The sequence below is a fragment of the Paenibacillus sp. LT-B23 genome (assembly GCF_059417685.1).
Genome location: NZ_JBSQBM010000021.1, coordinates 57,904 through 83,029 on the forward strand (window position 1 = coordinate 57,904; position 25,126 = coordinate 83,029).

At 43.3% G+C, this 25,126-nt stretch carries 25 protein-coding genes; 14 read left to right on the top strand and 11 right to left on the bottom strand.

The annotated features are described in order from the left end of the window. Positions 1-20: 20 nt before the first annotated feature. A complete protein-coding gene (locus ACWXW9_RS22595) occupies positions 21-446 on the bottom strand; it encodes a GNAT family N-acetyltransferase (RefSeq protein WP_283654638.1) in 426 nt (141 codons plus the stop codon). 520 nt (positions 447-966) lie between these two features. Here ACWXW9_RS22595 and ACWXW9_RS22600 point away from each other — a divergent pair. Both ACWXW9_RS22600 and ACWXW9_RS22605 read left to right on the top strand, forming a co-directional pair. Beyond that, positions 967-1,581 (top strand): superoxide dismutase, encoded by a 615-nt coding sequence (locus ACWXW9_RS22600; protein WP_025681915.1) that lies wholly within the window; start codon positions 967-969, stop codon positions 1,579-1,581. Positions 1,582-1,793: 212 nt separating this feature from the next. Next, positions 1,794-2,285 carry a DinB family protein gene (locus ACWXW9_RS22605; protein WP_025681914.1) on the top strand — a complete coding sequence of 164 codons (492 nt, stop codon included), beginning with the start codon at positions 1,794-1,796 and terminating at the stop codon, positions 2,283-2,285. A gap of 100 nt (positions 2,286-2,385) precedes the next feature. Here ACWXW9_RS22605 and ACWXW9_RS22610 read toward each other — a convergent pair whose 3' ends face one another. After that, positions 2,386-3,264, bottom strand: a complete 879-nt coding sequence (locus ACWXW9_RS22610) for an AraC family transcriptional regulator (RefSeq protein WP_494931266.1) — start codon at positions 3,262-3,264, stop codon at positions 2,386-2,388. A 222-nt stretch (positions 3,265-3,486) separates the two neighbouring features. On the opposite strand from ACWXW9_RS22610, the gene yiaY reads away from it, so the two are divergent. Next, positions 3,487-4,641, top strand: coding sequence for an L-threonine dehydrogenase (gene yiaY, locus ACWXW9_RS22615; protein ID WP_494931267.1), 1,155 nt, complete (start codon positions 3,487-3,489; stop codon positions 4,639-4,641). Positions 4,642-4,779: 138 nt separating this feature from the next. Here yiaY and mutY read toward each other — a convergent pair whose 3' ends face one another. Continuing rightward, complete coding sequence (gene mutY / locus ACWXW9_RS22620) at positions 4,780-6,015, bottom strand: A/G-specific adenine glycosylase (protein WP_494931310.1); 1,236 nt, start codon at positions 6,013-6,015, stop codon at positions 4,780-4,782. A gap of 4 nt (positions 6,016-6,019) precedes the next feature. Beyond that, positions 6,020-6,424: a holo-ACP synthase gene (gene acpS, locus ACWXW9_RS22625; protein WP_494931268.1), complete on the bottom strand. Its 405-nt coding sequence runs from the start codon at positions 6,422-6,424 to the stop codon at positions 6,020-6,022. A 178-nt stretch (positions 6,425-6,602) separates the two neighbouring features. On the opposite strand from acpS, the gene ACWXW9_RS22630 reads away from it, so the two are divergent. Further along, positions 6,603-7,430, top strand: a complete 828-nt coding sequence (locus tag ACWXW9_RS22630) for an alpha/beta hydrolase family protein (protein ID WP_494931269.1) — start codon at positions 6,603-6,605, stop codon at positions 7,428-7,430. Between the two features lie 94 nt (positions 7,431-7,524). On the opposite strand, the gene nadE is transcribed toward ACWXW9_RS22630, so the two are convergent. The 3 genes from nadE to ACWXW9_RS22645 all read right to left on the bottom strand — a co-directional run bounded on the left by nadE (position 7,525) and on the right by ACWXW9_RS22645 (position 10,752). Continuing rightward, on the bottom strand, positions 7,525-8,334 hold the full coding sequence (gene nadE, locus ACWXW9_RS22635) for an NAD(+) synthase (protein WP_044646127.1): 810 nt from the start codon (positions 8,332-8,334) through the stop codon (positions 7,525-7,527). A gap of 101 nt (positions 8,335-8,435) precedes the next feature. Further along, the gene (locus ACWXW9_RS22640) at positions 8,436-8,870 is read right to left on the bottom strand and encodes a BrxA/BrxB family bacilliredoxin (protein WP_494931270.1); all 435 of its coding nucleotides are present in this window, start codon (positions 8,868-8,870) and stop codon (positions 8,436-8,438) included. A gap of 142 nt (positions 8,871-9,012) precedes the next feature. Continuing rightward, positions 9,013-10,752 (bottom strand): two-component system sensor histidine kinase NtrB, encoded by a 1,740-nt coding sequence (locus ACWXW9_RS22645; RefSeq protein ID WP_494931271.1) that lies wholly within the window; start codon positions 10,750-10,752, stop codon positions 9,013-9,015. 392 nt (positions 10,753-11,144) lie between these two features. On the opposite strand from ACWXW9_RS22645, the gene ACWXW9_RS22650 reads away from it, so the two are divergent. Further along, complete coding sequence (locus ACWXW9_RS22650; protein WP_494931272.1) at positions 11,145-12,410, top strand: BaiN/RdsA family NAD(P)/FAD-dependent oxidoreductase; 1,266 nt, start codon at positions 11,145-11,147, stop codon at positions 12,408-12,410. Between the two features lie 275 nt (positions 12,411-12,685). On the opposite strand, the gene ACWXW9_RS22655 is transcribed toward ACWXW9_RS22650, so the two are convergent. The 3 genes from ACWXW9_RS22655 to ACWXW9_RS22665 all read right to left on the bottom strand — a co-directional run bounded on the left by ACWXW9_RS22655 (position 12,686) and on the right by ACWXW9_RS22665 (position 15,664). Beyond that, positions 12,686-14,356: a ribonuclease J gene (locus tag ACWXW9_RS22655; RefSeq protein WP_494931311.1), complete on the bottom strand. Its 1,671-nt coding sequence runs from the start codon at positions 14,354-14,356 to the stop codon at positions 12,686-12,688. 242 nt (positions 14,357-14,598) lie between these two features. Then, positions 14,599-14,736: a hypothetical protein gene (locus tag ACWXW9_RS22660; protein WP_494931273.1), complete on the bottom strand. Its 138-nt coding sequence runs from the start codon at positions 14,734-14,736 to the stop codon at positions 14,599-14,601. A 493-nt stretch (positions 14,737-15,229) separates the two neighbouring features. After that, positions 15,230-15,664: a hypothetical protein gene (locus ACWXW9_RS22665; protein ID WP_494931274.1), complete on the bottom strand. Its 435-nt coding sequence runs from the start codon at positions 15,662-15,664 to the stop codon at positions 15,230-15,232. A gap of 278 nt (positions 15,665-15,942) precedes the next feature. Between ACWXW9_RS22665 and ACWXW9_RS22670 the strand changes: the two genes are divergently transcribed. The 9 genes from ACWXW9_RS22670 (at position 15,943) to ACWXW9_RS22710 (ending at position 23,421) form a co-directional block, all read left to right on the top strand. Beyond that, entirely contained in the window at positions 15,943-16,407 is a 465-nt protein-coding gene (locus ACWXW9_RS22670) for a MarR family winged helix-turn-helix transcriptional regulator (RefSeq protein ID WP_494931312.1), read from the top strand. Positions 16,408-16,913: 506 nt separating this feature from the next. Then, a complete protein-coding gene (locus ACWXW9_RS22675) occupies positions 16,914-17,429 on the top strand; it encodes a hypothetical protein (protein WP_494931275.1) in 516 nt (171 codons plus the stop codon). Next, a complete protein-coding gene (locus ACWXW9_RS22680; RefSeq protein WP_494931276.1) occupies positions 17,404-18,276 on the top strand; it encodes a formylglycine-generating enzyme family protein in 873 nt (290 codons plus the stop codon). The genes ACWXW9_RS22675 and ACWXW9_RS22680 overlap by 26 nt, the downstream gene beginning before the upstream one ends. A 13-nt stretch (positions 18,277-18,289) precedes the next feature. Beyond that, positions 18,290-18,562 carry a ubiquitin family protein gene (locus ACWXW9_RS22685; RefSeq protein ID WP_494931277.1) on the top strand — a complete coding sequence of 91 codons (273 nt, stop codon included), beginning with the start codon at positions 18,290-18,292 and terminating at the stop codon, positions 18,560-18,562. Between the two features lies 1 nt (position 18,563). Beyond that, positions 18,564-19,595: a hypothetical protein gene (locus ACWXW9_RS22690; RefSeq protein ID WP_494931278.1), complete on the top strand. Its 1,032-nt coding sequence runs from the start codon at positions 18,564-18,566 to the stop codon at positions 19,593-19,595. Beyond that, complete coding sequence (locus ACWXW9_RS22695) at positions 19,585-19,830, top strand: phosphopantetheine-binding protein (protein ID WP_494931279.1); 246 nt, start codon at positions 19,585-19,587, stop codon at positions 19,828-19,830. Before ACWXW9_RS22690 ends, ACWXW9_RS22695 begins: the two co-directional genes overlap by 11 nt. A gap of 54 nt (positions 19,831-19,884) precedes the next feature. Further along, the gene (locus ACWXW9_RS22700) at positions 19,885-20,640 is read left to right on the top strand and encodes a HesA/MoeB/ThiF family protein (protein WP_494931280.1); all 756 of its coding nucleotides are present in this window, start codon (positions 19,885-19,887) and stop codon (positions 20,638-20,640) included. Between the two features lie 22 nt (positions 20,641-20,662). Continuing rightward, positions 20,663-22,165 carry an amino acid adenylation domain-containing protein gene (locus ACWXW9_RS22705; protein ID WP_494931281.1) on the top strand — a complete coding sequence of 501 codons (1,503 nt, stop codon included), beginning with the start codon at positions 20,663-20,665 and terminating at the stop codon, positions 22,163-22,165. Between the two features lie 29 nt (positions 22,166-22,194). Then, positions 22,195-23,421, top strand: a complete 1,227-nt coding sequence (locus tag ACWXW9_RS22710) for an MDR family MFS transporter (RefSeq protein WP_494931282.1) — start codon at positions 22,195-22,197, stop codon at positions 23,419-23,421. Positions 23,422-23,562: 141 nt separating this feature from the next. Here ACWXW9_RS22710 and ACWXW9_RS22715 read toward each other — a convergent pair whose 3' ends face one another. Next, positions 23,563-25,119 (bottom strand): glycoside hydrolase family 32 protein, encoded by a 1,557-nt coding sequence (locus ACWXW9_RS22715; protein WP_494931313.1) that lies wholly within the window; start codon positions 25,117-25,119, stop codon positions 23,563-23,565. Between the last annotated feature and the right edge of the window lie 7 nt (positions 25,120-25,126).

Here is a 25,126-nt window from a genome sequence, read left to right on the forward strand (position 1 = left end):
CTCTTTATATCCATTGCCGATTAATGAGGAGCCAAAATGCTGAGCTGCTGAAAAGTCTGTAATATCTGGCTTGCCCCATAGCCCATCGCTTCATACAAAGGCATGGCTGCGCTGTTATGCTTGTCTCCGGCTACCCAGATGCGGCTAACCTTACGTTGCTGAAAACGCTGCTCCATAGACTCGACAAGCGATTTGCCAATTCCCATCCGACGATGATCCGGGTGAATAGCAATACGATAATAACAACCATGATTCTGATCAATCGTGCCGATTAGAGCGCCAACCAGCTCTTCATCTTCTTCCGCAACGACGATCAAGCCGGAATCCCACGAAAGCTGACGGGCAAAAGCTCCCACCGTCTCTTTGTAGCACTCCTCAGACAAGGCAATCTGCATGAGTTCCATTACTGGATTCACATCACTCAATTGAAAGGAACGAACGTGCATAAGTAATATCTCCCTTTTCGTAAGCTTAATAAGACAAATTGAGACAGCACCGTCATTTTTACATAAATCCTTAAAATTCTTAGCATGGTGTTAATCACAAGGCATTATGATAAAAATACGATCTGCTATATATGAATTGAAGAACAGGAGAAGGGTATATGCCCTCAAGTTCGTCATATCCGCAGACATGACAAGATATAGCAGACGACAAAAAAGCCGAAATTTCTGCTTCCTTGAACATTAAACCACACTTTTAGATGGAATACATCCCTTTTTCTCGTGTAAGCGCTATATATGAAGCGTTTACATTTTAGGGCTGTATAATTTGCCTCTTATTACCTATACACCATGTATTCCAAGCGGGTTTTTGGACATGATAGCTACCAGGTCGTAATGCCCAGTTTCCTATTTTACAAACAAAAATGTTGATAAAATAGGCTGAATGCGGTTTAATATAACTGACGAGGGTATTATTACATAGGAACAACTTACCCAACCATATAATCAGGAGGGATTTACTATGGCATTTCAATTACCAGAACTTCCTTACGCGAAAGACGCACTGGAGCCGCACATTGACGCGCTCACAGTAGAAATTCACCATGATCGTCACCATAACACATACGTAACAAACCTGAACGCAGCTCTGGAAAACGCTCCTGAACTGCAAAGCAAAAGTCTGGAGGATCTCATCTCCAATCTGGACAGCGTTCCTGAAAGCATCCGCACTGCGGTTCGCAATAATGGTGGTGGACACCACAACCACAGCCTGTTCTGGGAAGTTATCGGCCCGAACGGCGGCGGACAACCAACTGGTGCCATTGCTGAAGCAATCAGCAATGAGCTGGGCGGCTATGACAAATTCAAAGAAGACTTCACTAAAGCAGCTACAACACGCTTTGGTAGCGGCTGGGCTTGGCTGGTTGTCGGCAAAGACGGCAAATTGGCAATCACTAGCACGCCAAACCAGGATAGCCCGCTGTCTGAAGGTCTGACTCCGGTACTCGGACTGGACGTTTGGGAGCATGCTTACTACCTGAAATATCAAAACAAACGCCCGGATTACATTGCAGCATTCTACAATGTTATCAACTGGGATGAAGTGAACAAACGTTACGCGGCTGCGAAGAAATAAGCCAATAACAACATCTCTACCCTATAATAAAGGGCTGTCTCAAAAGTAGATTTTCTACGAGTGAGACAGCCCTTTTCAATTTAAATTGGTGCACAAAGGTTTCTGTCCATTTGAGCCCTACTGGAGCCGCCAGAGTGAAGCTGAAGAAGGATTGGCATTCCATGGTTAACTGGAGGAGACGTTTCTTAAATACAATCTCTGGAGGTTCATGGATGCAGACTTTTTTTCGTTACAACTGGATGATTCGGGAACAATGGTACCGCTGGTGTGAAGAGGTACCGCAGGAGGAACTTCTGAAAGAACGCGTTGGCGGGGTTGGCGGCATTCTGAAGACGTTGTTTCATGTCGTCGATGTAGAGTGGAGCTGGGTTCAAACGATTCAGGGCAAACCCGACTTTCAGGAGGACTTCTCGCGGTATGATACGCTGGACAAGGTTCGCGAGCTGGATGCGAAGTTTCGAATCGATGTCGAGCCGTTCGTGCTCTCCTGGCATGAAGGTCTGGAACGAAAAAGGTTTGAAGATCACCTCCCGGACGGCAGGATTGTGATTGATGCCTGGGGCGAGGTGATGCGCCATGTCATTGCTCACCAAATCCACCATATTGGGCAGTTGTCCATATGGTCCCGGGAGCTCGGCAAGCCTCCAGTTTCGGCCAATGTAATCGGCAAAGGGCTGATTGAGAGTGATCGTGGTGTCGATTAGCTTTAACGGCGTAAATGTATATCCATGTGGAAACAGGTCCGTCCTCAGTAGTTTTTAACTGCTGAGGACGGACCCTTTTACTTTCTGGATATGTTTCGCATTACGTAAGAACTGCTTGCCGCTGCACACTCATCTGATACTGCTTAGGCGTAACGCCATACTTCTTTTTAAAAAGTCCAATAAAATAGGAAACGCTCTCATAATTCAAATCAAAAGCGACTTCCGTCACGTTCCGGTGCTGGAGCCATTGCTTGGCGAGCTGCATTTTTTGATTCGTTATATAGTCAAGCGGAGTTAATCCTGTTATTTTTTTAAACTGATTCGTGAAATTCGCATGTGACATATTATAGTTATCCGCCAAATCCTTCACATGCCTAATGCCAGGCAACTGCTCCTGAATATCCCGGATCGCCCGAAACACAGGATGCCGATGATTCGTAAGCAGATTCTGCTCAAGCACCTGCATCTGTAGCAGATGATAGGCCATTTCCTGAGCGCTCAGATCAATCAGGAAATTTTTTCTTTCAGCGGGATGTGCCATATATTGCTTGATCCGCTCCATCGATGCGGTAAGTGAGTCCGCCTTTTCGTTCAGCTCGCAGCGAACCACCGAATGGGTCGGGCAACTCTCCGGGACCTGAAATTCCTCCTCTACCACGTTCCTTAACCGTTCCATCAACTGATCGCTTAATTCAAAGACCAGTGCCTTGGTGTGTTCTTTGATTTTCATTTCAACGCTGGACTGTGGAGGAAGCAGGATAATCTCCTGAGAATCGTATTCAAAATGCTCCGTTTCATTAATTTTGACTTCTTTTCTCCCCTCCAAAATCGTACACAGCTTCGGGCATTCATATGAAGCATATTTCTCGTAATAATTTTCTGGAAGATCATAATACAAAATTCTGATCAGATCGGTTTCATATCCATATTGCAGTTCGCTATAACGATTAAAGTCGCCTAAAGTCTTGGAATGTTCCATCCGTTTCACCCTTCAGCATTTTGCATAATCTGATTGAAGGCCGCTCTCTGGATTTATGCAAAATGCTCCCTTTTAAAAATCACGATATTTTATAATAAAATGCGTTAGTTCCCGCCAATATAGGGCAGTATGATAAGGATATAAGGATGGTTGTAAGATCCTTTAATTCCATCATTATACCTTGATTTACCTCAAAATAATAACAAAGGTGGATGCATGTTTATGACGGGAACTTCAAAATTTATGATGCCGGGTATGAGTCTTATGGGCTCAGGCGCACTGGCGGATGCAGGTACAGAAATCGGAAAATTGGGCTTTAAAAATGCATTGATCGTAACCGATAAGCCTTTAGTTGATATTGGGATTGTGAAAAAAGTAACAACTATGTTGGACAGTCATAACGTAAAATCCGTCGTATACAGCGGCACGCAGCCGAATCCCACAGTTTCCAATGTCAACGAGGGCTTGGCGCTGCTGAAACAATCCGGGTGTGATTTTATTATTTCGCTCGGAGGCGGGTCACCGCATGATTGTGCCAAGGGAATCGCGCTTTTGGCCTCCAACGGCGGACAGATCGGCGACTACGAAGGCGTGGATAAATCCGGGAAGCCTTCCTTCCCACTGATTGCCATTAACACCACGGCAGGAACAGCTAGTGAAATGACTATGTTTTGTATTATTACGGATGAAGAGCGTCATATCAAAATGGCGATTGTCGACAAGCACACGACACCACTCATTGCCGTCAATGATCCTGATCTGATGATGGCTATGCCCAAATCATTAACTGCCGCAACGGGGATGGATGCGCTCACTCATTCTATTGAAGCTTATGTTTCCACAAATGCCACACCGATCACAGATGCTTGCGCGCTTAAAGCAATTGAGCTGATTCGGGATCATCTGGTCAAAGCCGTCGATGACGGAAATGATGTGGAAGCCCGTAGCCAAATGGCCTACGCCGAGTTCCTCGCAGGGATGGCGTTCAATAACGCCGGATTAGGCTTTGTTCACGCCATGGCGCACCAACTGGGTGGCTTCTATAATCTGCCGCACGGGGTCTGTAACGCCATTTTGCTGCCGCATGTAGAGCGCTATAATGCCAAGGCTTCCGCCCAACGACTCACCGACATTGCCCGTACACTTGGCGAAAAAACGGACGGTGTTACACCGGAACAAGGTGCCAACCTCGCCCTGCACGCTATCGAAAAGCTGGCTAAACGGGTCAACATCCCTTCCGGGCTGGAAGAACTCGGCGTCAAACGCGAAGATTTCGCTGTTCTCGCTGCTAACGCACTCAAAGATGCCTGCGGTGCAACGAATCCGATTCAGCCTACGCAACAAGAAGTGATCAACATTTTTGAACAGGCGATGTAAATAAAGAATTAGCCTAAAACCTCGGCTACGACTATGGATAGGTATTGCCTATACGTATCGTTATTTAAATGAGATGTCGGGCTTAATGAAAAAAGAACACAAAAAAACTGCCGGGACTTCTCCCGACAGCTTGGGGGCCTACATCAAGGTCCCTTTTTGCTTTGCAAAATATTCAGTGATCAGATCGAGGAACACCTTGGGAAACGCCAAGGTGTCCATATCGGCCTCGCTGATCCAGCGGTACCCCGCAGGCGGCGCCGTGCGCTCCTCCTGCTCCGCCAGCGCAAGCAGCGCACCCGGCTTCGCACCACCGGTGCTGTAGCCTGCCCGCTGCTCGGCAGCCAGCGACTGTCCGCCAGCCTCTCCGGCAGGGCTGGCGACCTCTTCACACTGGAACACACGCAGGTTCCAGTGAATGTGGCTGAACGTGTGCTCCGCCTCACGTACAAACCGCACCGGACGCGCGAGCACGCCCTCCGCCAGCAAATGAGCCGCCAGGTGATCCATGGCTGGCTCATCCGGCACCGGGCCGTTGTAGCCCTCCGGCCCGACAAGCTCGTGCGGCAGCTCCCACATGCGGGCCAACAGGCCCTTGGCCGGGCGCTGACGCACAAGCAGGCGGCCTGCATTCGCGCCGCTGCCCTCGATGAGGGCGACGGAACGCGGCTCCAGCCGCGGCGGCTTCGCCTTCGTCTTGACCGGGAGCGTCTCCTCCCGTCCTGCCAATCGGCCCGAGCAATGCTCCATGACCGGGCAGGTCAGGCACTGGGGCGACTTCGGCGTGCAGACCAGGGCACCCAGCTCCATCAGTGCCTGATTGAAGTCGGAGGCTCTCCCTTCGGGGATCAGCTCCCGCACCAGACTTTCCATATGCGCTCGCGTGCTGCCCTTCATGATATCCTCTTCAATCAGGAAATATCGCGACAGCACCCGCATCACATTTCCATCCACAGCAGGCTCCGGCCGATTGAAGGCAATGCTCATAATCGCTCCCGTCGTATACGGGCCTACGCCTTTCAGAGCAGCGACAGCCTGCGTATCATCCGGCACTTCCCCGCCGTGAAGCTCAACCACTTGTTTCGCTGCCGTTTGCAAATTCCGGGCTCGTGAATAATAACCTAGCCCTTCCCACAGCTTAAGCACATCCTCCTCAGGCGCTTCCGCCAGCGCCTCAATCGTCGGAAAGCGTGCAATAAAACGGTTAAAATACGGAATCACCGTATCAACACGCGTCTGCTGGAGCATAATTTCCGAAATCCAGATGTAAAAAGGATTCCGGTGACGGCGCCACGGCAAATCACGCTTGCTTCGTGTATACCAATTCAGCAGCTCGAAGCTGAAATAACGTTTTTGTTCCAATGTATGGGTAGTCATCACATCATGTCTCCTTATATTCAACAATCACAAAAGCAGAGGCAATGTTGGGTTGATGTGTAATACTCAGGTGAATGCTGTAATCCGAGCCGCCCGCACCCGACAGCCCCAGTCTGTCCCACGCAGGGGCAGATAAATAAACCGCCGGCTTGCCCCCTGGCTCCGGTAAAATATCCATATCGCCGAACCCGATCATCTGCCCGATTCCGCAGCCGAAAGCTTTCGTTATCGCTTCCTTCGCGGCAAAGCGCCCTGCTACAAACTCCGCCAGCCTGCCCCTTCGCTCCACAGCAAGGTCGCGTTCAGCCGGGGTCAACACCCGATTCAAAAAAGCGTCTGCATGCTTGCCTGCCAATATGTCAGCCATCCGGCTTATTTCCAGCACATCATGTCCGATTCCGTAGATCATTTGGGTATTCCCCGTCCTTTTATACTTTACTGCCCCTATTGTAACAGCGTGTCCACATCATGGCGAGTCACAAAGCCGTAAAAGCGACACCAAAATATGTTAAAATAAGAGAGGCTATTTGCAAATGTTGATTTAGCTTATATGCCTATTTAAAATTCCCGTAGAGAGGAAGGATAGGATGTCAGAATCACTCGTTTTTGAAGCAGGTACGGAAGCAGGTACAGATGCGGTAATCCGGGCTTCCTGGTTTCCCGCCAAAAATACAGCCAAAAGCTTGCTCGTCATCGCTCATGGCTATAAGGGCTTTAAGGATTGGGGCATGTTCCCCTATATAGCAGAAGCCTTGAGCATAGACAACCATGTCATAACCTTCAACTTTTCACATAATGGCATAGGTGAGGATTTGACGAATTTTACCGAGCTGGAAAAGTTCGCACGGAATACCTACAGCCGGGAACAAGAGGACTTGGACGTATTGCTGACAAATCTGCGAGCACGCCACGAGTTCAGAGAGCTGCCGTTGTTTCTGTTAGGACACAGTCGTGGTGCGGGAAGCTGCTTCATATACGGTCTGGATCATCCCGGCGAAATATCCGGCGTCATTTCATGGAATGGCGTAACTGACCTGGACCTGTTCACCTTGCCACAAAAAGAAGAAATGCGGACCAAGGGACGCAGCTACGTGCAAAACGCCAGAACCGGACAGCAGCTTCCGCTGGACCTTGTTATTTTGGAAGATATGGAACAGAATCGCCAGCGCTTTGCCATCGTGGACAGGCTTAAAGACAGCCAACTGCCTGCCGTACTCATTCAGGGTACCGATGATTCCAAACGCCTGCGTGAAGGCTCTGCCCTGCTTACCTCGGTTCGTCCTGATATTGAATGGGTGCAAATTCAAGGGGGCAATCATACCTTCAATACCGTTCACCCGTTCCAGGGAAGCAGCCTTCCGCTGGATCAGGCGATTACCGAAACCCGTCGCTTTATTGAATGGATCACTAATTAACACTAATTAAGCTACAACCTGTCGCCAAAATAAACGGCGATCCGCCGGGCGGATCGCCGCATTATTATTTTACAATTCCATAATTGTTCGCTGTTTAAATGCCTGGAATGCTTGTCCGCTTATGCGCTGTGCGTGTGAAGAAGCTTTCCAGCTTTTCACGTGCCGCCGGGTCAATTTCCTTGCCTTCCAGATAGTCGCTGTTCGCTTCATAAGAGATGCCCAGTTCTTTTTCATCCGTCTGGCCTTCCCACAATCCCGCTGTAGGCGCTTTGTCCAGAATGGCCTGCGGAACTCCCAGGTAACTCGCCAGCAAACGCACCTGACGTTTGTTCAGCGTGCTGAGCGGCGTGATATCAACGGCACCATCGCCCCATTTAGTATAAAAGCCTGTGATGGCTTCCGAGGCATGATCCGTACCCACAACGAGCAGATTCAGCTCATTCGCAAGCGCGTACTGAACCACCATACGTGTTCTCGCCTTCACATTCCCTCTCACTTGCGGGGTAATGGAACGCTCAAGACCGATATCCTTCAACGAATGCTCTACTTCCACGGCAACCTTGTCCACCGCTTCCTGAATGTTCGTTTCCCCGGCATATTTCAGGTCAAACGCTTTGGCTACCGCGTAGCTGTGCTCGATATCTTCCTGCTTGCCATACGGCTGAAATACTCCAAGCGTTTTGTACTCTTCGCCCTGCTCCTGCGTCAGCTCATCCGTAGCCTGTTTGCACAAGGCAGCCGCTACGGCACTGTCGATCCCGCCGCTGATGGCGATCAGCAGACCCTTACTTCCGGTTTTCGTGACGTACGTCTTGAGGAAATCCACACGCTTGCGGACCTCAGCCTCTACGTTAATGGTAGGTTGTACTCCCAATTCAGCAATAATCTGTTCCTGCAAACTCATCAGATAAGCACCTCTTTTTTAGGAATTTCCTTCACAAGCCAACATGCAAAAGCCCCGGCAAGTTTCGCAAGCGAAAAATGCGGGGCCTAGCTTGAGCTGTTTTACCGGCAAAAACGGTCAAATGCACTGGTCAAATCAGCAGCGATTTGATCTGCCGAACGATCCTCCACCTGATGGCGCTCGATGAAGTGAACCAGTTCGCCGTCTTTCAACAGCGCGATCGAAGGAGAAGATGGCGGATATGGTGCGAAAAATTCGCGTGCCTTCGCCGTTGCTTCCTTATCCTGACCAGCAAAAACCGTGTACAGGTGATCCGGTGTAATATCATGCTTCAGCGCTTCGGCTACACCCGGACGGCATTGACCTGCGGCACAACCGCATACCGAGTTCACAACGACCAACACTGTACCTTTGGCATCAGGCAGCTTGGCCTCCACATCTTCCTGAGTACGCAGCTCCTGAATTCCGAGACTCGTCAGTTCATCGCGCATCGGCTGAACAGAATCTCTCATATATTGATCAAAAGACATCGACATATTCGTTCACTCCTTTTCGAAAAATCATGTATATTACGTTGCTTAATTTCAGCCTCTGCCGTGTTAAAGACATGGACATCTAATCTTTATTATACAATCTTTTTCACGCAATTTGCAAAAATCCAGACATATATTTGTACAATTATTTCTGTATGGAATTCATGGAAGGTGATTCAGAATGTTCCCTGTAAGCCGGAATGGTTCTGCGCAATCGAACCCTAAACTGCGTTCCCATTCCTTCCACCGAATCTACGGCAATGGTACCGTGATGACGTTCCACAATGCTTTGGCATAAGGCCAGGCCCAGACCTGTCCCTTTCGTTTTGGTCGTGTAAAAAGGCTGAAACAGCTTTTCAAGCTGATTTTGCGGAATACCGGGACCCGTATCCTTCACTTCCAGCTCCACAAAATCGCCCTCTTCATGAGTCGAAATCGTCAGCACGCTTTTATCCCCCATAGCCTCCATCGCATTACGCGACAGATTAAGCAGCAATTGCTTCATTTCCTTAGGGTTCAAATGTAGCATGGTGATATGCTCCTCCAGCTTCAGCTCAATCGTCTGTCCTCTCAGGTTGGCATCTGCCCACAGCAGAGGAGTGAGTTCACGAATAATGTCATGAAGATGGCATTGCTCCTTCTCGACAATTCGGTTCTGGGCAAGTGACAGGAAATCGTTAATAATTCCATTCGCCCGATCCAGCTCCTCCATCACAATACGGTAGTAATGACCGAGGGAATCGGGACTCTTTTCGCGCATGAGCTGTAAAAATCCGCGCACAACCGCCATTGGATTGCGTATTTCATGAGTAATGCCTGCCGCCATCTGTCCGACCAGACTAAGCCTCTCGAAATTACCCAGTTCGCTGCGCAGTGTCTCCAGCTCTGTAATGTCCTGCAAAGCGATAATGACACCAGTCGTTTTGCTTGCATGTTTATCACGAATAGGAAGGAAGCTTGAGAAAAACACTTTGGGAGGCACATTTATAAAATCAGCACCCGCCTCTCCTTCAAGGGCCCTCGCAACACGCTCATTGACCACTGGTGCAGTGCTAAAACCAAACAGCGATGTCAAAGGACGACCCACCACCTCAGGCAGCGTAATAAACGGATCGAGATCCCGATAGAGTTCCAGCATCGTTTTGTTCATATGTATAATCCGTTCTTCGCTGTCCAGAGTGACCAGAGCTAACGGCATCAGATCCATAACTTGACGCAGCTTATCTGCTTCAATTAAATATTTGCTCGTAAACTCAGTCACATCCCGCCGTAACGCTATCTTCTCGAAGGCATTTTGCATCAGACTGACGACTATAAAGCTTGCCAGTACACCTGCTGCAATATTCCACAGCGTCGTAAGGAGATCGGGGACGTATACCCAGACATCCTGTTTGCCCCACAATAGCGGGAATAACGCCTTAAGCAGCATATCAGCCGCAACATAGACAGAAATCAGAAGTTTTTTGTCCAATAATGTTCCTCTTTGAAAGAACTTGACGTGCAGCAGCATAAAAGGAAAAAGAATAAAACCCGTACCCACATACATTGGCGACATTGCCGTAGATTGCGCTATAATCAGAACACTGACCAGCGCAGAAGCGGCAAGAACAAATGCGGTGCGCCGTCTGCCGTACATGATGCCAACAGCGAGAGGGATAATTCCCAGGTTGGAAGGCAAGCCATAAGGAGACTGATATTGAAAGAGCGAACATAGCAGTATGGCCGGCAAGCAACACAAATAAAGGATCCCTTGATTAGATCCGGGAAGCAGATTGCCACCCCAAACCTTTTTCTTATCCCCACAATCCGTTAATATAGAGAAAAAACCCGCCGACATCACGGCAAGGAGAACTTGAAGCACACTTTCCTTCAACGCAATTAACAAGGACTTCTCCCCCTCATCATCTTTCCTTGACGCCGTTAGTTGAATTAAAGCACAGGCTACAATATATTACAATATATGTGTTAAAATCCCGGTATAGAACGACAAAATCTGCGAAACACCAGATAGATATGAAGATGACGGCTTTACGTATTTTCTGGGAAAATCGAGAAGATGGCTTCTACTATCTATATATGGACTGAGATAATTTTATTCATCTATATATTGCATTCTAGAGCAAATGAAATCGAATACCCAAGATTTTGGTATGTTATATCTTTATACAAAAATACCGCGATAATGTGTATCTAAGATAACGGTATTACGATATGATGAAAATCCTGTTACTCCATTTTGGGTTTTCGAAAAATTTTTCTACAAAAAGGAAGAGGTTCATGACATACGACGTTATTGTGATCGGAGGCGGCTCAGCCGGATTAATGGCCGCTGCGGCAGCCAGCGGTGAGGGCGCCAAGGTGCTTTTACTGGAAAAGGGAAATAAACTCGGACGAAAGCTGGGTATTTCCGGTGGAGGGCGCTGCAACGTCACGAATGCAAAAGAGCTGGACGAGCTGATTCGGCACATCCCCGGCAATGGCCGTTTTCTGCACAGTGCGCTGGCTGCCTTTGGCAACCGGGACATCATCGCCTTTTTTGAACAACTGGGCATAGCCTTAAAGGAAGAAGACAACGGGCGTATGTTTCCCGTGACGGATAAGGCCAAAACGGTTGTCGATGCTTTGGTAAACAAGGTTCGTTCTCAAGGAGTGGACATTCGAACAGGAAGTCCCGTACAGGAGGTTCTTTACAAAGAAGGCCACACTGCCGGGGTAAGACTGCGTTCCGGTGAAACCCTTCGCAGCCGCAACGTTATTGTCGCGGTCGGCGGCAAATCTGTTCCGCATACAGGCTCGGAAGGTGACGGCTACGCATGGGCTGAGCAAGCAGGACATACGATTACCGAGCTGTATCCAACGGAGGTACCGCTGACATCAGGTGAGACCTTTATTCAGACGAAGGAGCTACAGGGGCTATCCTTGCGCAACATCAGCCTGACCGTGTGGAATGCGAAGCAAAAAAAGGTCGTCGTCCACGAGGGAGACATGATTTTCACACACTTTGGCCTGTCTGGTCCCTCCGCCTTGCGATGCAGCCAGTTTGTCGTTAAAGGGATGAAAAAGGATAAGACCAGCACGGTACTGCTGACTCTGGATTTGCAGCCTCATAAGCATGCCGATGAAGTCTACCGTGAAACACTGGAGCTGGCGGCAGCAGATGCCAAAAAAGCAATTAAAAACGTACTCAAGCCTTATTTGCCGGAACGCCTGATTCCGCTGCTGCTCCAGCAAACCGAGCTGCGTGAGGATTTGACGTACGATCATATTCCGAAGCAGCAATGGCAGGAGTTAGCCCATCGAATCAAGGCATTTCCGATTCGGGTGAACGGTACGCTCTCTCTGAAGGAGGCGTTCGTTACCGGAGGCGGTGTAAATTTGAAGGAAATCAATCCGAAAACGATGGAGTCCAAGCTGATGCCGGGATTGTTTTTCTGCGGTGAGATTTTGGATATTCACGGGTACACGGGCGGCTATAATATTACGGCGGCGTTTACCACGGGGCATACGGCGGGAACACAGGCGGCTTTAAACGAAATGCTTTAGGAGTGTGGAGACGCTACGCGTAGGCTTTGATCTTACGATCGCTGTTGCCACGGGATTCTTTTGATTATATAAAACATTTAAGGGTAAGAATCCCGTGGCAAAGGCGAACGCTGTCGCTTCTTCAGATTCAAATCCTCCGCTTCGCTGCATACCGCCACCGCATCCTCGTTTTTTGGGGGAGGTAGGAAAAGGAGATGAAAAAAGACTTAAATCAGTAATACGACTGATTTAAGTCTTTTTTTGATAAGCGTAATGAACAAAATCCATGCCATTTCTTAAACCTCAATAATGATAGGCAAAATCATGGGTCTTCTCTTGGTCTGACTGTAAATGAACCGGCCAACATCATCTTTTAACATCTGCTTAATCAGACCCCACTGGCTCATTTCGATTTCTGTTAACTCGTTCACTGTGGACATGATCGTCTCGTGGATTTGATTCATGAGGGCTTCGGAATCCCTAACAAACACAAAGCCCCTTGAAATGACCTCTGGCGTTGCGAGCATATGCTTCTCGTTTTTGCTCAAAGTCATAACAATGATCAGCATTCCGTCTGAAGAAAGCTTTTTACGGTCTCGCAGTACAATATTACCTACGTCACCTGTTACCAGACCGTCTACTAGACTATTGCCGGATGGTACTTTGGGTCCCAGGGATGTCCTTCCCTCTTCGATTTGAATAGTGTCACCGTTATGGACAATAAATACATTCTCTATAGGAATCCCCACAGACTCTGCTAGCTGACGATGCTGATACAGCATTCTGAATTCACCATGTATGGGGATCAAATACTGGGGTTTCATCAGGGTCATCATTAATTTTAACTCTTCCTGGCTGCCATGACCGGATACGTGCATCCCTGTGGTGCTGCCTGATCCATAAATAACGTTGGCGCCCAGTACGTACAGATTGTCAATTACTTGGGCAAGATTCCGTTCATTCCCAGGTATGGCTCCTGCGGCAATGATTACAGTATCACCGGGCAAAATTTCGATTTTTGAATGCATCGAATTGGCTAGCCGGGACAGTGCAGCCATCGGTTCACCCTGACTTCCTGTACATAAAATGGCGATTTCTTCTGCAGGAAACCGCTCTGTTTCTCCCGCCTCGATCAGCAGATCTTCTGGCATGCTTAAGAAGCCCAGTTCCTTAGCTACCGATACCACATTTATCATACTTCGTCCGAGTAAAACCAGTTTGCGTCCTGTTTCCACAGCCGCGTCAATGACTTGTTGGACTCGGTTAACATTGGAAGCAAACGTAGAGATAAATACTTGCTGTTTGGCTCTGGCGAATGCGTCTAAAATATGCCCGCCAACCAAACGTTCTGATGGAGTAAATCCTGGTCTTTCGGCATTTGTACTTTCGGAAAGAAGCACTTTAACTCCCTGTTTTCCAATTTCGGCCATTCGATGAAGATCCGGAAAGGGTCCGCTCACGGGAGACATATCGAATTTGAAATCCCCGGTATGAACCACATTTCCTTCCGGTGTCTGAAAAAAGACTCCCAAGCAATCAGGGATGCTGTGGACGGTGGTAAAAAAGGAGGCCTGGATCGTGCCAGCCTGAACGATTGAATTCGCATCTATAAGATGAAGCTCGGCATCACGTAAAAGGTTATGCTCCTTTAGCTTTATCTTAATCAATTCGATGGTGAGCTTTGTCCCATAAACGGGAATGTTGATCTGTTTCAGTAAATAAGGAATACCTCCGATGTGATCCTCATGCCCATGAGTCACGATGAGCGCTCTGACTTTGTCTTTATGTTCCAGTAGATAGGTGACATCCGGCACAATGAGATCAATACCAGGCAAATTTTCATCAGGAAACTTGGAGCCACAATCGATAACAACAATATCTTGATCGTATTGGATGAAATACATGTTTTTCCCGATTTCATTAACACCGCCTAGAGCAGCAATGAGTAATCTGTTATCAGCAAGCATCAAGTTTATTTCCTCCTTAGGAAAATGCTATCCATATTATTCATTTTCCACGTAAACTTATGCACTATACATGGGAAAGAAGTGAGCATTCATCCATACATACAGGGAGGGGCATTCCTTCTCTGGACACAGAAAGACCCCTTGTCTCTAAAAGACAGGGGGTCTGCGCTTGATTTATTAGATACCCACCGCTGCCGAAATAGCAGCAAAAATAACAGCAACTATATAAACCGCAATTAAGATTAAAACCTAATCAACAGGCGATCAATCGTTTCGATCGGTTGCTTATTAATTCGCTTCATAAACTGGCTGACGTGAAGCTTAATCTTATAAAACTTCTCAAAAAAGACGTTGTTGACCACATCGGATTTGAGCCACAACCCTAATCCTCCAACCGGATTCAGGTTTGGATCTGTAAGGCGGCAGAAAGACGAGTTGCAGACGCGGATGCTCCTTTAAAAAAAGGTTACAACCCCGTGGCATGATGAATCCGGCTGTTGTCCAGAATCATAGCCATCTTCCCGATAGGGTACGCCGACACTCAAATCGCGCTTGATACCCCATTTATCAAAGCTTTTTTATGGATGTTTGATTTTTTTGTGTCTTCTTTAGATTGCCCTTTCCACTACATTTCGTGTGGCTGTCCATTCTTTCCGTCGTTTAGTGATACTGAGTGATTAACATAGCTCTTCTTTATCCATAAAATAGCACCAGCAAACTCTCTCAAGGTTTGCTGGTGCTTTTTACTTCTTAAAACTGTCCAAGGGCCCGGTTGACACTGTCAGCGCAAGGACAAAGTTTTGGATTCCGCTTTTAGCCGCAATGAACAATCAGAAGCATCCACCTGGCTGGTCATTACGCTCATTCATGGGGTCAGATATGGATGCTGCCAGAGAAGCCGTCCACATCTTCCTCGGGTTGTTGATCGGAGCTGACGTTGTGCTCCTTTGTCGGGATGCTGTTCGTTGAGGATGAGCCGTTTTTATAGGCTTCGCTCCAATCTTCGTTGATGGTATGTGCGGGGATAATCCAGTCATCCGGGCTATAGCCTGGGTTGTGTGTGCTCACACTTCCCTGCAAGCCGGGGATTGCGCCCGGTTCAGAAGAAAGGTTCCCTGCCTCGATCATACTACCTTCATAGGCTTGGCAAATTTCCAGTGCAGACAGTACATCCTGATTCTCAATATGAACACTCAGACCAGTGTCACCGTTTGTGCTGGCGGTGTACCCAATTTCTTTTAATGTTTCACAGGCATGGGCCGCCTGCTGCGGATCACGAAATTGAAAACGGAAAGAGCCCGTCTCCATGTGCCTCATCTCCTCTGCTGTATCTTATTTTGGTTCCAAAATATATATTATTTTTTAATATAACCATCTGGGACGGCATTTTTACATTCAAAACCTTTATTTTTCAAAAATTTACTTTAAAGCTTTGAAATTAAATAGTTAAAAAAACAGCTACTGTGACAAAACGCATGTTTTCCCTACGTAAATCCCTTTATGCTAGTAACAAGGGTATGGTTGCCCGGTCATCCGAGCCGAGCGGTCAAAGGATGCCCAAATCCATACATAAAGGCGGAATGAAGATGATAGATTACCGAACACTGGTGACACAGCAATCCATGCATTTGTATAGCGTGTTTGGCAAGTCATTCAAAAGTGTAAATGAACATGCGGTTGCTGGCATCAAAACGGTGGGCTTTAACCCAACGGCCTTCGCCGTGATGGAAGTTTTATATCACAAGGGTGCGCAGCCGATCCAGCAAATTGGAGCAAAGCTGCTACTGCAAAGCGGAAATGTCACCTATGTTATTGACAAACTGGAGAGCCGCGGTTATCTGCACCGTCACCCGTGCGACCAGGATCGTCGGATTATATATGCGGAATTGACGGACGAGGGACAACGCGTCATGGACGAAATTTACCCGGACTATACACGTCAGATTGAACGTGCTTTTAGCGGAATCAGTGAATCCGAAAGAGATCAGCTCATTGGTCTGCTCAAAAAGCTAGGCCGTAGCGCTGACAACCTGTCACCTTATCACAAATAGAATGAATAGTAATTTTAGAAAATTATCAACTGTGTTGAACCAAACAACCATATAGCTCGCTGAAAATAAATTTGATTTACACCAGGAAAGTCCACCCTTTTATAATGGGTGGACTTTTTATATACCTGAAAAGGCGGTATTATGCATACCCAATTAGCGAATAGAAAAAACGCATCAACAAAATATTTTAAAATTTAAGAAATGTGCATAAATCACAGAGAAAATATTGATTAATATTTTTTTTGATTTGAGAAATTTTTTTTATCAATTATATCTATGAAAGTGATGAAATCTGTAGCTTTATATCTAATCATGTCGAAAAAACCAGAAAAATCATTCTATTGTTAATTCTGTGTTAACTTTTGTTAACTCAAGGTTAAATCAATGTATGATTTATCAACTTGTGTAAGATTATTCTTGATGATAGTATCACGCTAAATTGAATAAGGATTATTTTTATATTACTTTCTACGGATATTATTCAAAATAAGGAGTGATTATATTAAATGATTGAATATGAAAAAAATATAACTTTTCCCAAAAAAATATTAGATAACTTTGTAAGGGATGTTAAATCTCAATTTCCTAAGAAAGCATATGGTTATTTCTTATCGAATGAACCCAGCGGAAGCCCTACAGAATATATAATTATGCAAGAAGATGTAAAAGATTTGTTTATGGACTATTTCTCAATTTACGGTAATTATTACAAGGACCATCATGATGCTGGTTTCTTAACCTCACCAGAAGAAACTATAAAAGTAGAAAAATATATAAGAAAAAACAAGCTTTTTAAAGTAGGCGTTTTCCACAGTCATCAGCGACATCCTGCAATATTAGCCAGAGTAGATGTCGACTTGCATCCTTCCTCCAGTGTTTGGCATCTATTAATTTCTTTAAGAACTTTCGAGTATCCTCAATTAAGAGCTTTTGAAGTAAGCCCTGTAAAAAGAGTTAGCGAGATTAAAATTCATATTTTAAAGGAGGAGAGTGAAAGTGAACCAAGCTATGCATTTAACTAAATCTGAAGATAGACCTACTACTGATGAGCTGATTAAATTTCTTAGAAACATATTTGATACTGACAGATTTGGAAAGCCTAGAGTATCAAACAATGAAATTCTGTATCAAGGTTTTCAAATATTAAAAAAAATGCCCTCACATATTGAGCAGGAAATTCTTTATACCAGATTTTACAAGGATAAAGATAAAAGATTTAAGGAATTTATATCTCCATTACTGGTAGAGTTACCGGAAGGTTCATTTAATATGGGAGCTAGAGCAGATGCTAAATATATATATTGCGGGGAAGAGCCTCAGCATGAAGTATTCTTATCTACCTACTCTATAATGTCAAAAACTATTTCAAAAGAATTATATAAAGAATTTGAACATACTTACCAAGTTGATCAACATGATTATCCAGCAGTTAATATAACCTGGTATGACGCTTTTATGTTTTCGCTATGGTGTGATTCTCAACTTCCTACAGAAGCACAGTGGGAAAATGCAGCTAATGGTGGAGTAAACGATAATTTTCCGTGCGAAGAGTCTATGCTAACTAACTATGCATGGTTCAGTGATAACTCCGGGGGCAAATTGCATAAAATAGCTCAATTAAAACCCAATCCATATGGTTTATACGATATGAAAGGAAATGTATGGGAATGGTGTTTGGATACCTACGCCCCAAATTTTTATAACTATTCAAATAAAAAAAATCCTGTCAATGAAGCAGAGGCCTCGAACAGAGTTTGTCGTGGAGGAAGCTTTCATTCATTTATAGACATGTGTAGAAGTACTTTTCGTCATCATGAGCCTGCAGCTTTTTACGGTTACGATCTTGGTTTTAGATTAGTTAAACACTAAGGAGGAACTTCAAATGATTACATTAACCTTGCCGCAATTTTTAACAAGCCTTGCTAACAACCAACAAGAGTTATTAGTTAAAGCAAACAACTTTCATGAGCTTAAAAATAACTTAATCACGAGCTTTCCAGATTTAGAAGATAAACTTTGGGATCAGGATGGAAAAGTGAAAAGGAATGTATTGTTAGTCTTAAATGACGAGCTTCTTAAATATGAGAATTACGAAACAGTTAACTTTCAAAAAGATGATGAACTAAATATTATTCTCCAATTTGCAGGAGGCTAATATGACTAAACTTGTTACAGCGGATTCCAAAGAGCTACCCCAACAATATCTAGAAGAAGCATTGGGGTATGTTTGTTATGAAAGAACTTACCACTACCTTTTTACCCAGATTTATCAAATTGAATCCTACCCTCTTTTTTATTTAGACCGATTTATAGGATGGAAATTCAACACAGCAGGAGAGCCTTTTCTTCCATTAGTTAATGGTTTAGAAACTTTTCTTGATAATTATATAAAACAAGAGATTTCAACTGATGTACAAAATATAGAGAAAATTATCCATAACCATTTTAAGGAAGGCTATTATGTATCTCTAATAATGCAAATGGAACATCTTGATGGTTCTAAATATTACACAACCGTACTATTAGAAAGAATTGAGCAAGACAGAGTTATATATACCCACATAAACGAAGCGAACAAAACAACAAAATTATACATGGATATAAATACATTCAATTCTAAAATTCATAATAACGAAAATACTATAAATTTAACGATCTATAATTATTCACCCATTCTAGATAAGTTAAAAAACACCACTTTACTTGAATCTGTAAAATTTATTTTTCATGAATTATACCAAATGGATATCCGAGAAAATGATTTTATTAAAGCCGGAAAAAAAATTTCAACTTCCTTAACAGGCTTTTACGATTTAAAAGAATATATTCAAAAAAATTCTGAACAATTTTTATCTCCCTCTATATCTAAATTGGACCAACAAATTCTTTGCAAACAAATAAACAGTAAACTACATCCAATTAAACATTTTTTGAAATATGTGCTGCATCAAAATTTTTTTCTTGATAAAGAATTTCGCACTCACCTGGAAGTCAGTATTAAGAACATTGATGAAGCCATAAGTAAATTGCAATTTTTCTCAAGTATGGTTGTCAAGCAACCAAGTGAACGGTCTTTGGAATTATACTTTAAATCCTTAGATCAGTTAATTTTACTTATGCAAAATTATCAAGAGCTCAATGCTAATTTATTAAATATGTTAATAAGGGGAAAAATATATGAAAGATAAAATTATCGAGCTATTAACTGATCTAATACCTGACGATGTATTACAAGATATCAATAATAATTATACAAAATACAGTGACACTCCTTTAAACCAACTTGGTTTTGATTCAATGTCTACTATTTCTTTAGTTGTAAAGCTTGAACAAATGCTGCACATCGAATTCGATTATGAGAAATTTGATGTTAATTCTATAAATAATATTGCAAGTTTATCAAAGCTGATTGAAAAAAGTTAATTTTAAAACTCAGATTTTATGAAATTTAATTATACCTAAAAGGAGATCATAAGCATGAGCACATTAAATACGTTAATTGAAGAAGAAAAATTACGTTATAGAAGACAACTTATACTGCCTGAAATAGGAGAAAAAGGGCAGGAAATACTGAAGCATTCAAAAGTGTTGGTTGTCGGAGCTGGAGGTATCGGTTCTCCCCTACTTCTTTATCTAGCAGCAGCAGGTATTGGCCATATAAAAGTTTTTGATAACGATCATGTTGAATTAACGAACCTAAATAGACAAATACTTCATAGTCATAAGAACATTGATCAAAAAAAGGCGAATTCTGCAAAAGAAACATTATCAGAATTGAATCCTAATATTTCTATAGAAATATCAACAGACAGACTTGTAAGAGAAATCGCCTTAGAAATTGTTCCCGATTACGATATTGTTGTTAATGCAGTAGATAATCTCGAAACCAGATATATGCTAAATGATGTTTGTGTTGAATTAGGCAAGCCTCTAATTGAGGGCAGCATATTTCATTTTGAAGGACAAATAATGCTTATAGAACCTGGTAAGGGGCCTTGCTATCGGTGCTTGTATCCTGAAGCTCCTACAAATCTAAAAAAACAAGAATTTGGAGTAATAGGTGTAACTCCCGGCTTAGTTGGGGTCCTTCAAGCTACAGAAGTTATAAAGTATCTATTAAATATCGGTGAATCATTAAATCATAAATTAATATATTTTGATTTATTATCGACAACGATTAGAAAAGTAGATATCGTTAGAAATCCTCATTGTCCTGTTTGTTCTAATAAATAATTTAGGCTGGAGGGAAAATGTAATGGACTTAATGAGAGAAGCAGAATCAACAAATGGCTCATTAACTAATGCGCTTTTTGAAGAAATTGCCTTGAAATATTCGACCAGCCTAGCAGTAAAGGATTATGATAAGTCGATTTCATATGAAGAATTGAATGAAAATGCAAATAGCTTGGCATACCATTTGATCTATACGCATAATCTCAAGAGTAATCAAGTAGTTGCTATACTTAATGATCGTTCAATTGAAACCATTATTGCAATGCTGGCCATTTTAAAAAGTGGGGGAGTATTTCTTCCTATAGATCCGTCCCTCCCTATTAATAGAATTAAGTACATGATCAATGATAGCATGGCAAAAATTATCGTAACCTCGCATAAGCATCAGCAAATATATGACGAATTAACAAGTAAGATAATATTATTAGATGATATCGTAAATATACCTAAAGTCGAGGAAAAAATTAAAATTACTGCTAATCCTTCCGATCCTGCTTATATAATTTATACCTCAGGATCAACAGGTACACCTAAAGGTGTGCTAATAAAACATAAAGGACTATGTAATTTAAAATCAGTTTTTACTAATGACTTATATATTTATCGAACAGATAAAATTTTGCAATTTGCTAGCATTTCTTTTGATGCATCTGTATGGGAAATATTCATGGCTCTTTTTATCGGAGCCAGCTTATTTATTGTCCCTCAGAATATTATAATGAACCCAAAACATTTTGAAACATATTTAACTACTAATGAAATTACTGTTGTTACTCTTGGTCCTACATATCTTTCATATCTTGATCCTACAAAGGTTAGAAATCTAAGGCTGGTAATAACAGCAGGTTCCCAAGTTTCATCTGAGTTAGTGAAAAAATGGTCGGACTTTGAGTATGTAAATGCTTATGGCCCCACCGAAACAACAATCTGCGCTACGATCTGGAAAAATCAAAAATCTCACCAATATGATTCTATACCTATTGGTAAACCAATTCAAAACTGTAGTGCTTTTGTAATGGATGAAAACCACAATGAAGTCCCTCGAGGTCAATCAGGCGAGTTATGTATTGGAGGAGTTAATCTAGCGATCGGATATCTTAATAATGAAGAAATGACAAAGAAAAAATTTGTCTTCAATAATCATTTAAACATGTATTTATATAAAACAGGAGATCATGCAAAAAAATTAGATGACGATAATCTACTTTATTTAGGACGAGTAGATGATCAAGTCAAAATTAGAGGCTATCGTATTGAAATCGGTGAAATAGAACACTACCTCAAGACCTACCCTGATATTCTAGACGCCTGTGTGAAAGTTATTCAAAACCCACAAAATCAAGACCAGTTATGTGCATATTATTTATCTGAAGCGGAGATAAACTCCCTTCATTTAAAAGAGTTTCTGAATCAATTTTTACCTTCTTTTATGGTTCCTAACCATGTTGTTAGGCTGGATAAGTTCCCTTTAACAGTTAGCGGGAAGACTAACAAACCTCTTCTCCCTTCTCCCTACAGCTTTTAAGATATTATCAAGACATGAAGGAGAGACCTATGATAAACAATATAAAAAAAGGGATTCTGGATCTGAAAGGGTTCCACCCCATTGTATACATCCTTTTGGCTGGTACAGCACTTGCAAGAGCTGCAAATGCAATGAGCATGCCGTTTTTAGCGATTTATCTCAGTACAACTACTGAAATGGATAAAACCTTAATTGGTTTAATTGTTGGATCAGGTGCTCTTGCAAGTGCTTTAGGAGGTTTTTTTGGTGGCGTTCTATCAGATCGTTTTGGTCGAAAAAAAATTATGCTCTTTGCCCTTTATGTGTGGGGGGCTGTTTTCGTTGGTTTCTTCTATACAAAGTTAGCCATGGTCTTTCTGGTATTGAACATTTTAAATGGTGTATGTAGAACTTTTTTTGAACCCGTCGCTCAGGCCTTAATGTCTGATCTAACGGAAAGTGAAAGAAGAGTCAAAATTTTTTCTTTGCGTTATCTTGCTATTAATGTAGGCGTTACAATAGGGCCTCTAGTGGGGGCATATATAGCATTAGAACAAAGTTCTTTTGCCTTCTTAATAACCGGAACATTTTATTTCGTTTATGCAATTCTCTTATCTTTATTATTGAATTTCTTTAATATCAAAGAAATTGAAAGCAATTCAAAACCAAATGTCACTTTTTCTGCTGCTGCTAGTATTATTTTCAGGGATTCTATCTACCGGTACCTGCTAATTGGCGGGATTATTGTTACGATTGCCTACTCCCAATTAGATTCTACTTTGCCACAGTTCCTATCTGAAAATTTTACAGATGGGGTTAAGTTTTATGCGTTAATGTTGAGCTTGAATGCATTATTAGTTGTAATACTACAAATGCCTCTAACAGCTTGGATTGAAAAAAAGGGGGCATTAAACGCTGTAGTATTTGGGAATATACTAATATCCATAGGATTTATAGGTTTTTGTTTTTCACCACATTTAATACTTCTGCTTATATCCATGTTTATATTTACCATAGGAGAAATATTTTATTTCCCTGCTTCCAGTTCTATGGTCGATAAAATTGCTCCTGATCATTTGAGAGGTACTTATTACGGTGCCCAATCCTTTTTGTACACCGGGAAATTTATTGGTCCTATACTAGGTGGTTTTTTGCTGAATCAGTTAGGTGGGATAGGACTTTTTATGACCATGATCGTTATTATTCTAGTAGGAACTTTATTCTACCGAGCAAATCCAGAAAATAATTTAGTTAAGGCTGAAAAGTACAATAGTTGAATAAAGAGGCAGCTCGGACCTTATTTTGGTGCCCGAACTGCCTCTTTTTATAGAGAATTCTCTTCACTTTTAAAAAGATAGCCTTTGTGGGTCATACCCATGGTATTGTGGTGCTGGAACGTTATACTTCTACGATACCCGCTAACGATTAAAATGCTTGATCACTACATTGTTAAAAATAGCCGGGCCGCCATCGGTAAAAAGAGTAATTCCCTGATCCTCTAATCGCGGGAATATTAAACTGGAATACGCTACTTCTCCGTCATCTACAAAGACTTCAATACTGGTTTTATCGACGAGAATTTTCAGGTGAACGTTTTTCTTAGTGGCATCAAAAGGTGCCCTGCTCTCTATATATTTTCCACTCTGATCCGGCTGCCCGGTGTTGGCTCTATTTACGTAGGAGTATTGCCCATCCACCGAAACACCCACATCCACATGACGCTTGCCGTCCGCTGACTCTCGAAGCCTGAATCCCGCATTTTTGATCATTGACCAAGATACATCCGCCTCTAACTGATAAGCATCGCCTGCTGCCGGAAGCGGGTGAGCACCCTCTACCTTGATCTGTCCAAATGATTTCTTTGAAGTTTGGAATTGCTCCAAAGCTTTTATCGGCTGTGAAACCAAGCGATAGCCGGCATCTGCTGTATGCTTCAGCCGAATTTGACGAACAATCGAATCCATTCCATTAAAGCCTTCCTTCAGGGTAGGCGTGTTATGGGCATAATCCCAATTGTTCATCCAGGCCAGAGCATAACGGTGACTGTATTTATCTTTGTCTTTCCCATCCTCAAACGTAACTGCACCATACCAGTCAAAGCCATAATCCAGCCACTCAGGCTCACTGCGATCAGGGAGAAATGCTTCTCCATTAAAATCTCCCGTCCAGTAGGCATATGTGTTGGGTCCACCTGTCGATTTGCTATTTGCGCTCACGCCCAGAATCCATTGATAGCTTCCATCATCCGCCCGCATCTGGTAAAGGTCAGGACATTCCACAAGCCCGATATTTTTCGTTTGAAAGCCGCTCGTATAACGCCAATCCTTTAAATTATCAGACTCATAAAAGCCAATCTTTGTTCCTTCCGCCATGACCATCACCCATTGATTACGTTGAATATCTCGGATGATTTTAGGATCTCTGAAGTCTTTTGTACCGGGGTTGGGCATCACAGGCTTGTTGCGGTAAGAAGTAAACGTCTTGCCTTTGTCCTTACTGTACCACAAAAATTGTTCCTGCTTTCCTCCATCTGCGGAGGGCTGTGTCACAATGGCTACCAGCGTGCCTTTTCCAAAACCTGCGGTGTTATTATCGTCGATCACGACTGAACCGGACCAAGGATCTCCATTCGGGTTAGTATATTTGGGAATCGCCACCCCTTCATCTTTCCAATGAACCAGGTCGGTAGATGTGGCATGTCGCCATTCTGTACCGTTCTTTTTGGGATAGTCACGATTATATAAATAGTAATAATGATATTTTCCATCGAAATAAATGGGGCGTTGAGGATCATTCTTCCACTTATCCGGAACGGTAAAATGATAGGAAGCCCGGTAGGTTGGTCTCTTCTGTGTTTCTAGACTTTCACTTTTAGCAGGGTGATAAAGACTCCAGCCTATCGCTAATAAAATACTTAAGCCCACGATGACCACGATGGATCGTATCCAAATGCTCTTAGAAGCTATGTTTTTCATCATGACG

Coding starts and splice junctions, on each gene's coding strand:
- mutY (WP_494931310.1), bottom strand. CDS start 6,015: ATGACTACCCATACATTGGAACAAAAACGTTATTTCAGCTTCGAGCTG.
- ACWXW9_RS22655 (WP_494931311.1), bottom strand. CDS start 14,356: ATGCTTGCTGATAACAGATTACTCATTGCTGCTCTAGGCGGTGTTAAT.
- ACWXW9_RS22675 (WP_494931275.1), top strand. CDS start 16,914: ATGATTGAATATGAAAAAAATATAACTTTTCCCAAAAAAATATTAGAT.
- ACWXW9_RS22640 (WP_494931270.1), bottom strand. CDS start 8,870: ATGTCGATGTCTTTTGATCAATATATGAGAGATTCTGTTCAGCCGATG.
- ACWXW9_RS22690 (WP_494931278.1), top strand. CDS start 18,564: ATGACTAAACTTGTTACAGCGGATTCCAAAGAGCTACCCCAACAATAT.
- ACWXW9_RS22600 (WP_025681915.1), top strand. CDS start 967: ATGGCATTTCAATTACCAGAACTTCCTTACGCGAAAGACGCACTGGAG.
- ACWXW9_RS22695 (WP_494931279.1), top strand. CDS start 19,585: ATGAAAGATAAAATTATCGAGCTATTAACTGATCTAATACCTGACGAT.
- ACWXW9_RS22700 (WP_494931280.1), top strand. CDS start 19,885: ATGAGCACATTAAATACGTTAATTGAAGAAGAAAAATTACGTTATAGA.
- ACWXW9_RS22605 (WP_025681914.1), top strand. CDS start 1,794: ATGCAGACTTTTTTTCGTTACAACTGGATGATTCGGGAACAATGGTAC.
- ACWXW9_RS22650 (WP_494931272.1), top strand. CDS start 11,145: ATGACATACGACGTTATTGTGATCGGAGGCGGCTCAGCCGGATTAATG.
- ACWXW9_RS22715 (WP_494931313.1), bottom strand. CDS start 25,119: ATGAAAAACATAGCTTCTAAGAGCATTTGGATACGATCCATCGTGGTC.
- acpS (WP_494931268.1), bottom strand. CDS start 6,424: ATGATCTACGGAATCGGACATGATGTGCTGGAAATAAGCCGGATGGCT.
- ACWXW9_RS22630 (WP_494931269.1), top strand. CDS start 6,603: ATGTCAGAATCACTCGTTTTTGAAGCAGGTACGGAAGCAGGTACAGAT.
- yiaY (WP_494931267.1), top strand. CDS start 3,487: ATGACGGGAACTTCAAAATTTATGATGCCGGGTATGAGTCTTATGGGC.
- ACWXW9_RS22595 (WP_283654638.1), bottom strand. CDS start 446: ATGCACGTTCGTTCCTTTCAATTGAGTGATGTGAATCCAGTAATGGAA.
- ACWXW9_RS22685 (WP_494931277.1), top strand. CDS start 18,290: ATGATTACATTAACCTTGCCGCAATTTTTAACAAGCCTTGCTAACAAC.
- nadE (WP_044646127.1), bottom strand. CDS start 8,334: ATGAGTTTGCAGGAACAGATTATTGCTGAATTGGGAGTACAACCTACC.
- ACWXW9_RS22665 (WP_494931274.1), bottom strand. CDS start 15,664: ATGGAGACGGGCTCTTTCCGTTTTCAATTTCGTGATCCGCAGCAGGCG.
- ACWXW9_RS22710 (WP_494931282.1), top strand. CDS start 22,195: ATGATAAACAATATAAAAAAAGGGATTCTGGATCTGAAAGGGTTCCAC.
- ACWXW9_RS22670 (WP_494931312.1), top strand. CDS start 15,943: ATGATAGATTACCGAACACTGGTGACACAGCAATCCATGCATTTGTAT.
- ACWXW9_RS22705 (WP_494931281.1), top strand. CDS start 20,663: ATGGACTTAATGAGAGAAGCAGAATCAACAAATGGCTCATTAACTAAT.
- ACWXW9_RS22610 (WP_494931266.1), bottom strand. CDS start 3,264: ATGGAACATTCCAAGACTTTAGGCGACTTTAATCGTTATAGCGAACTG.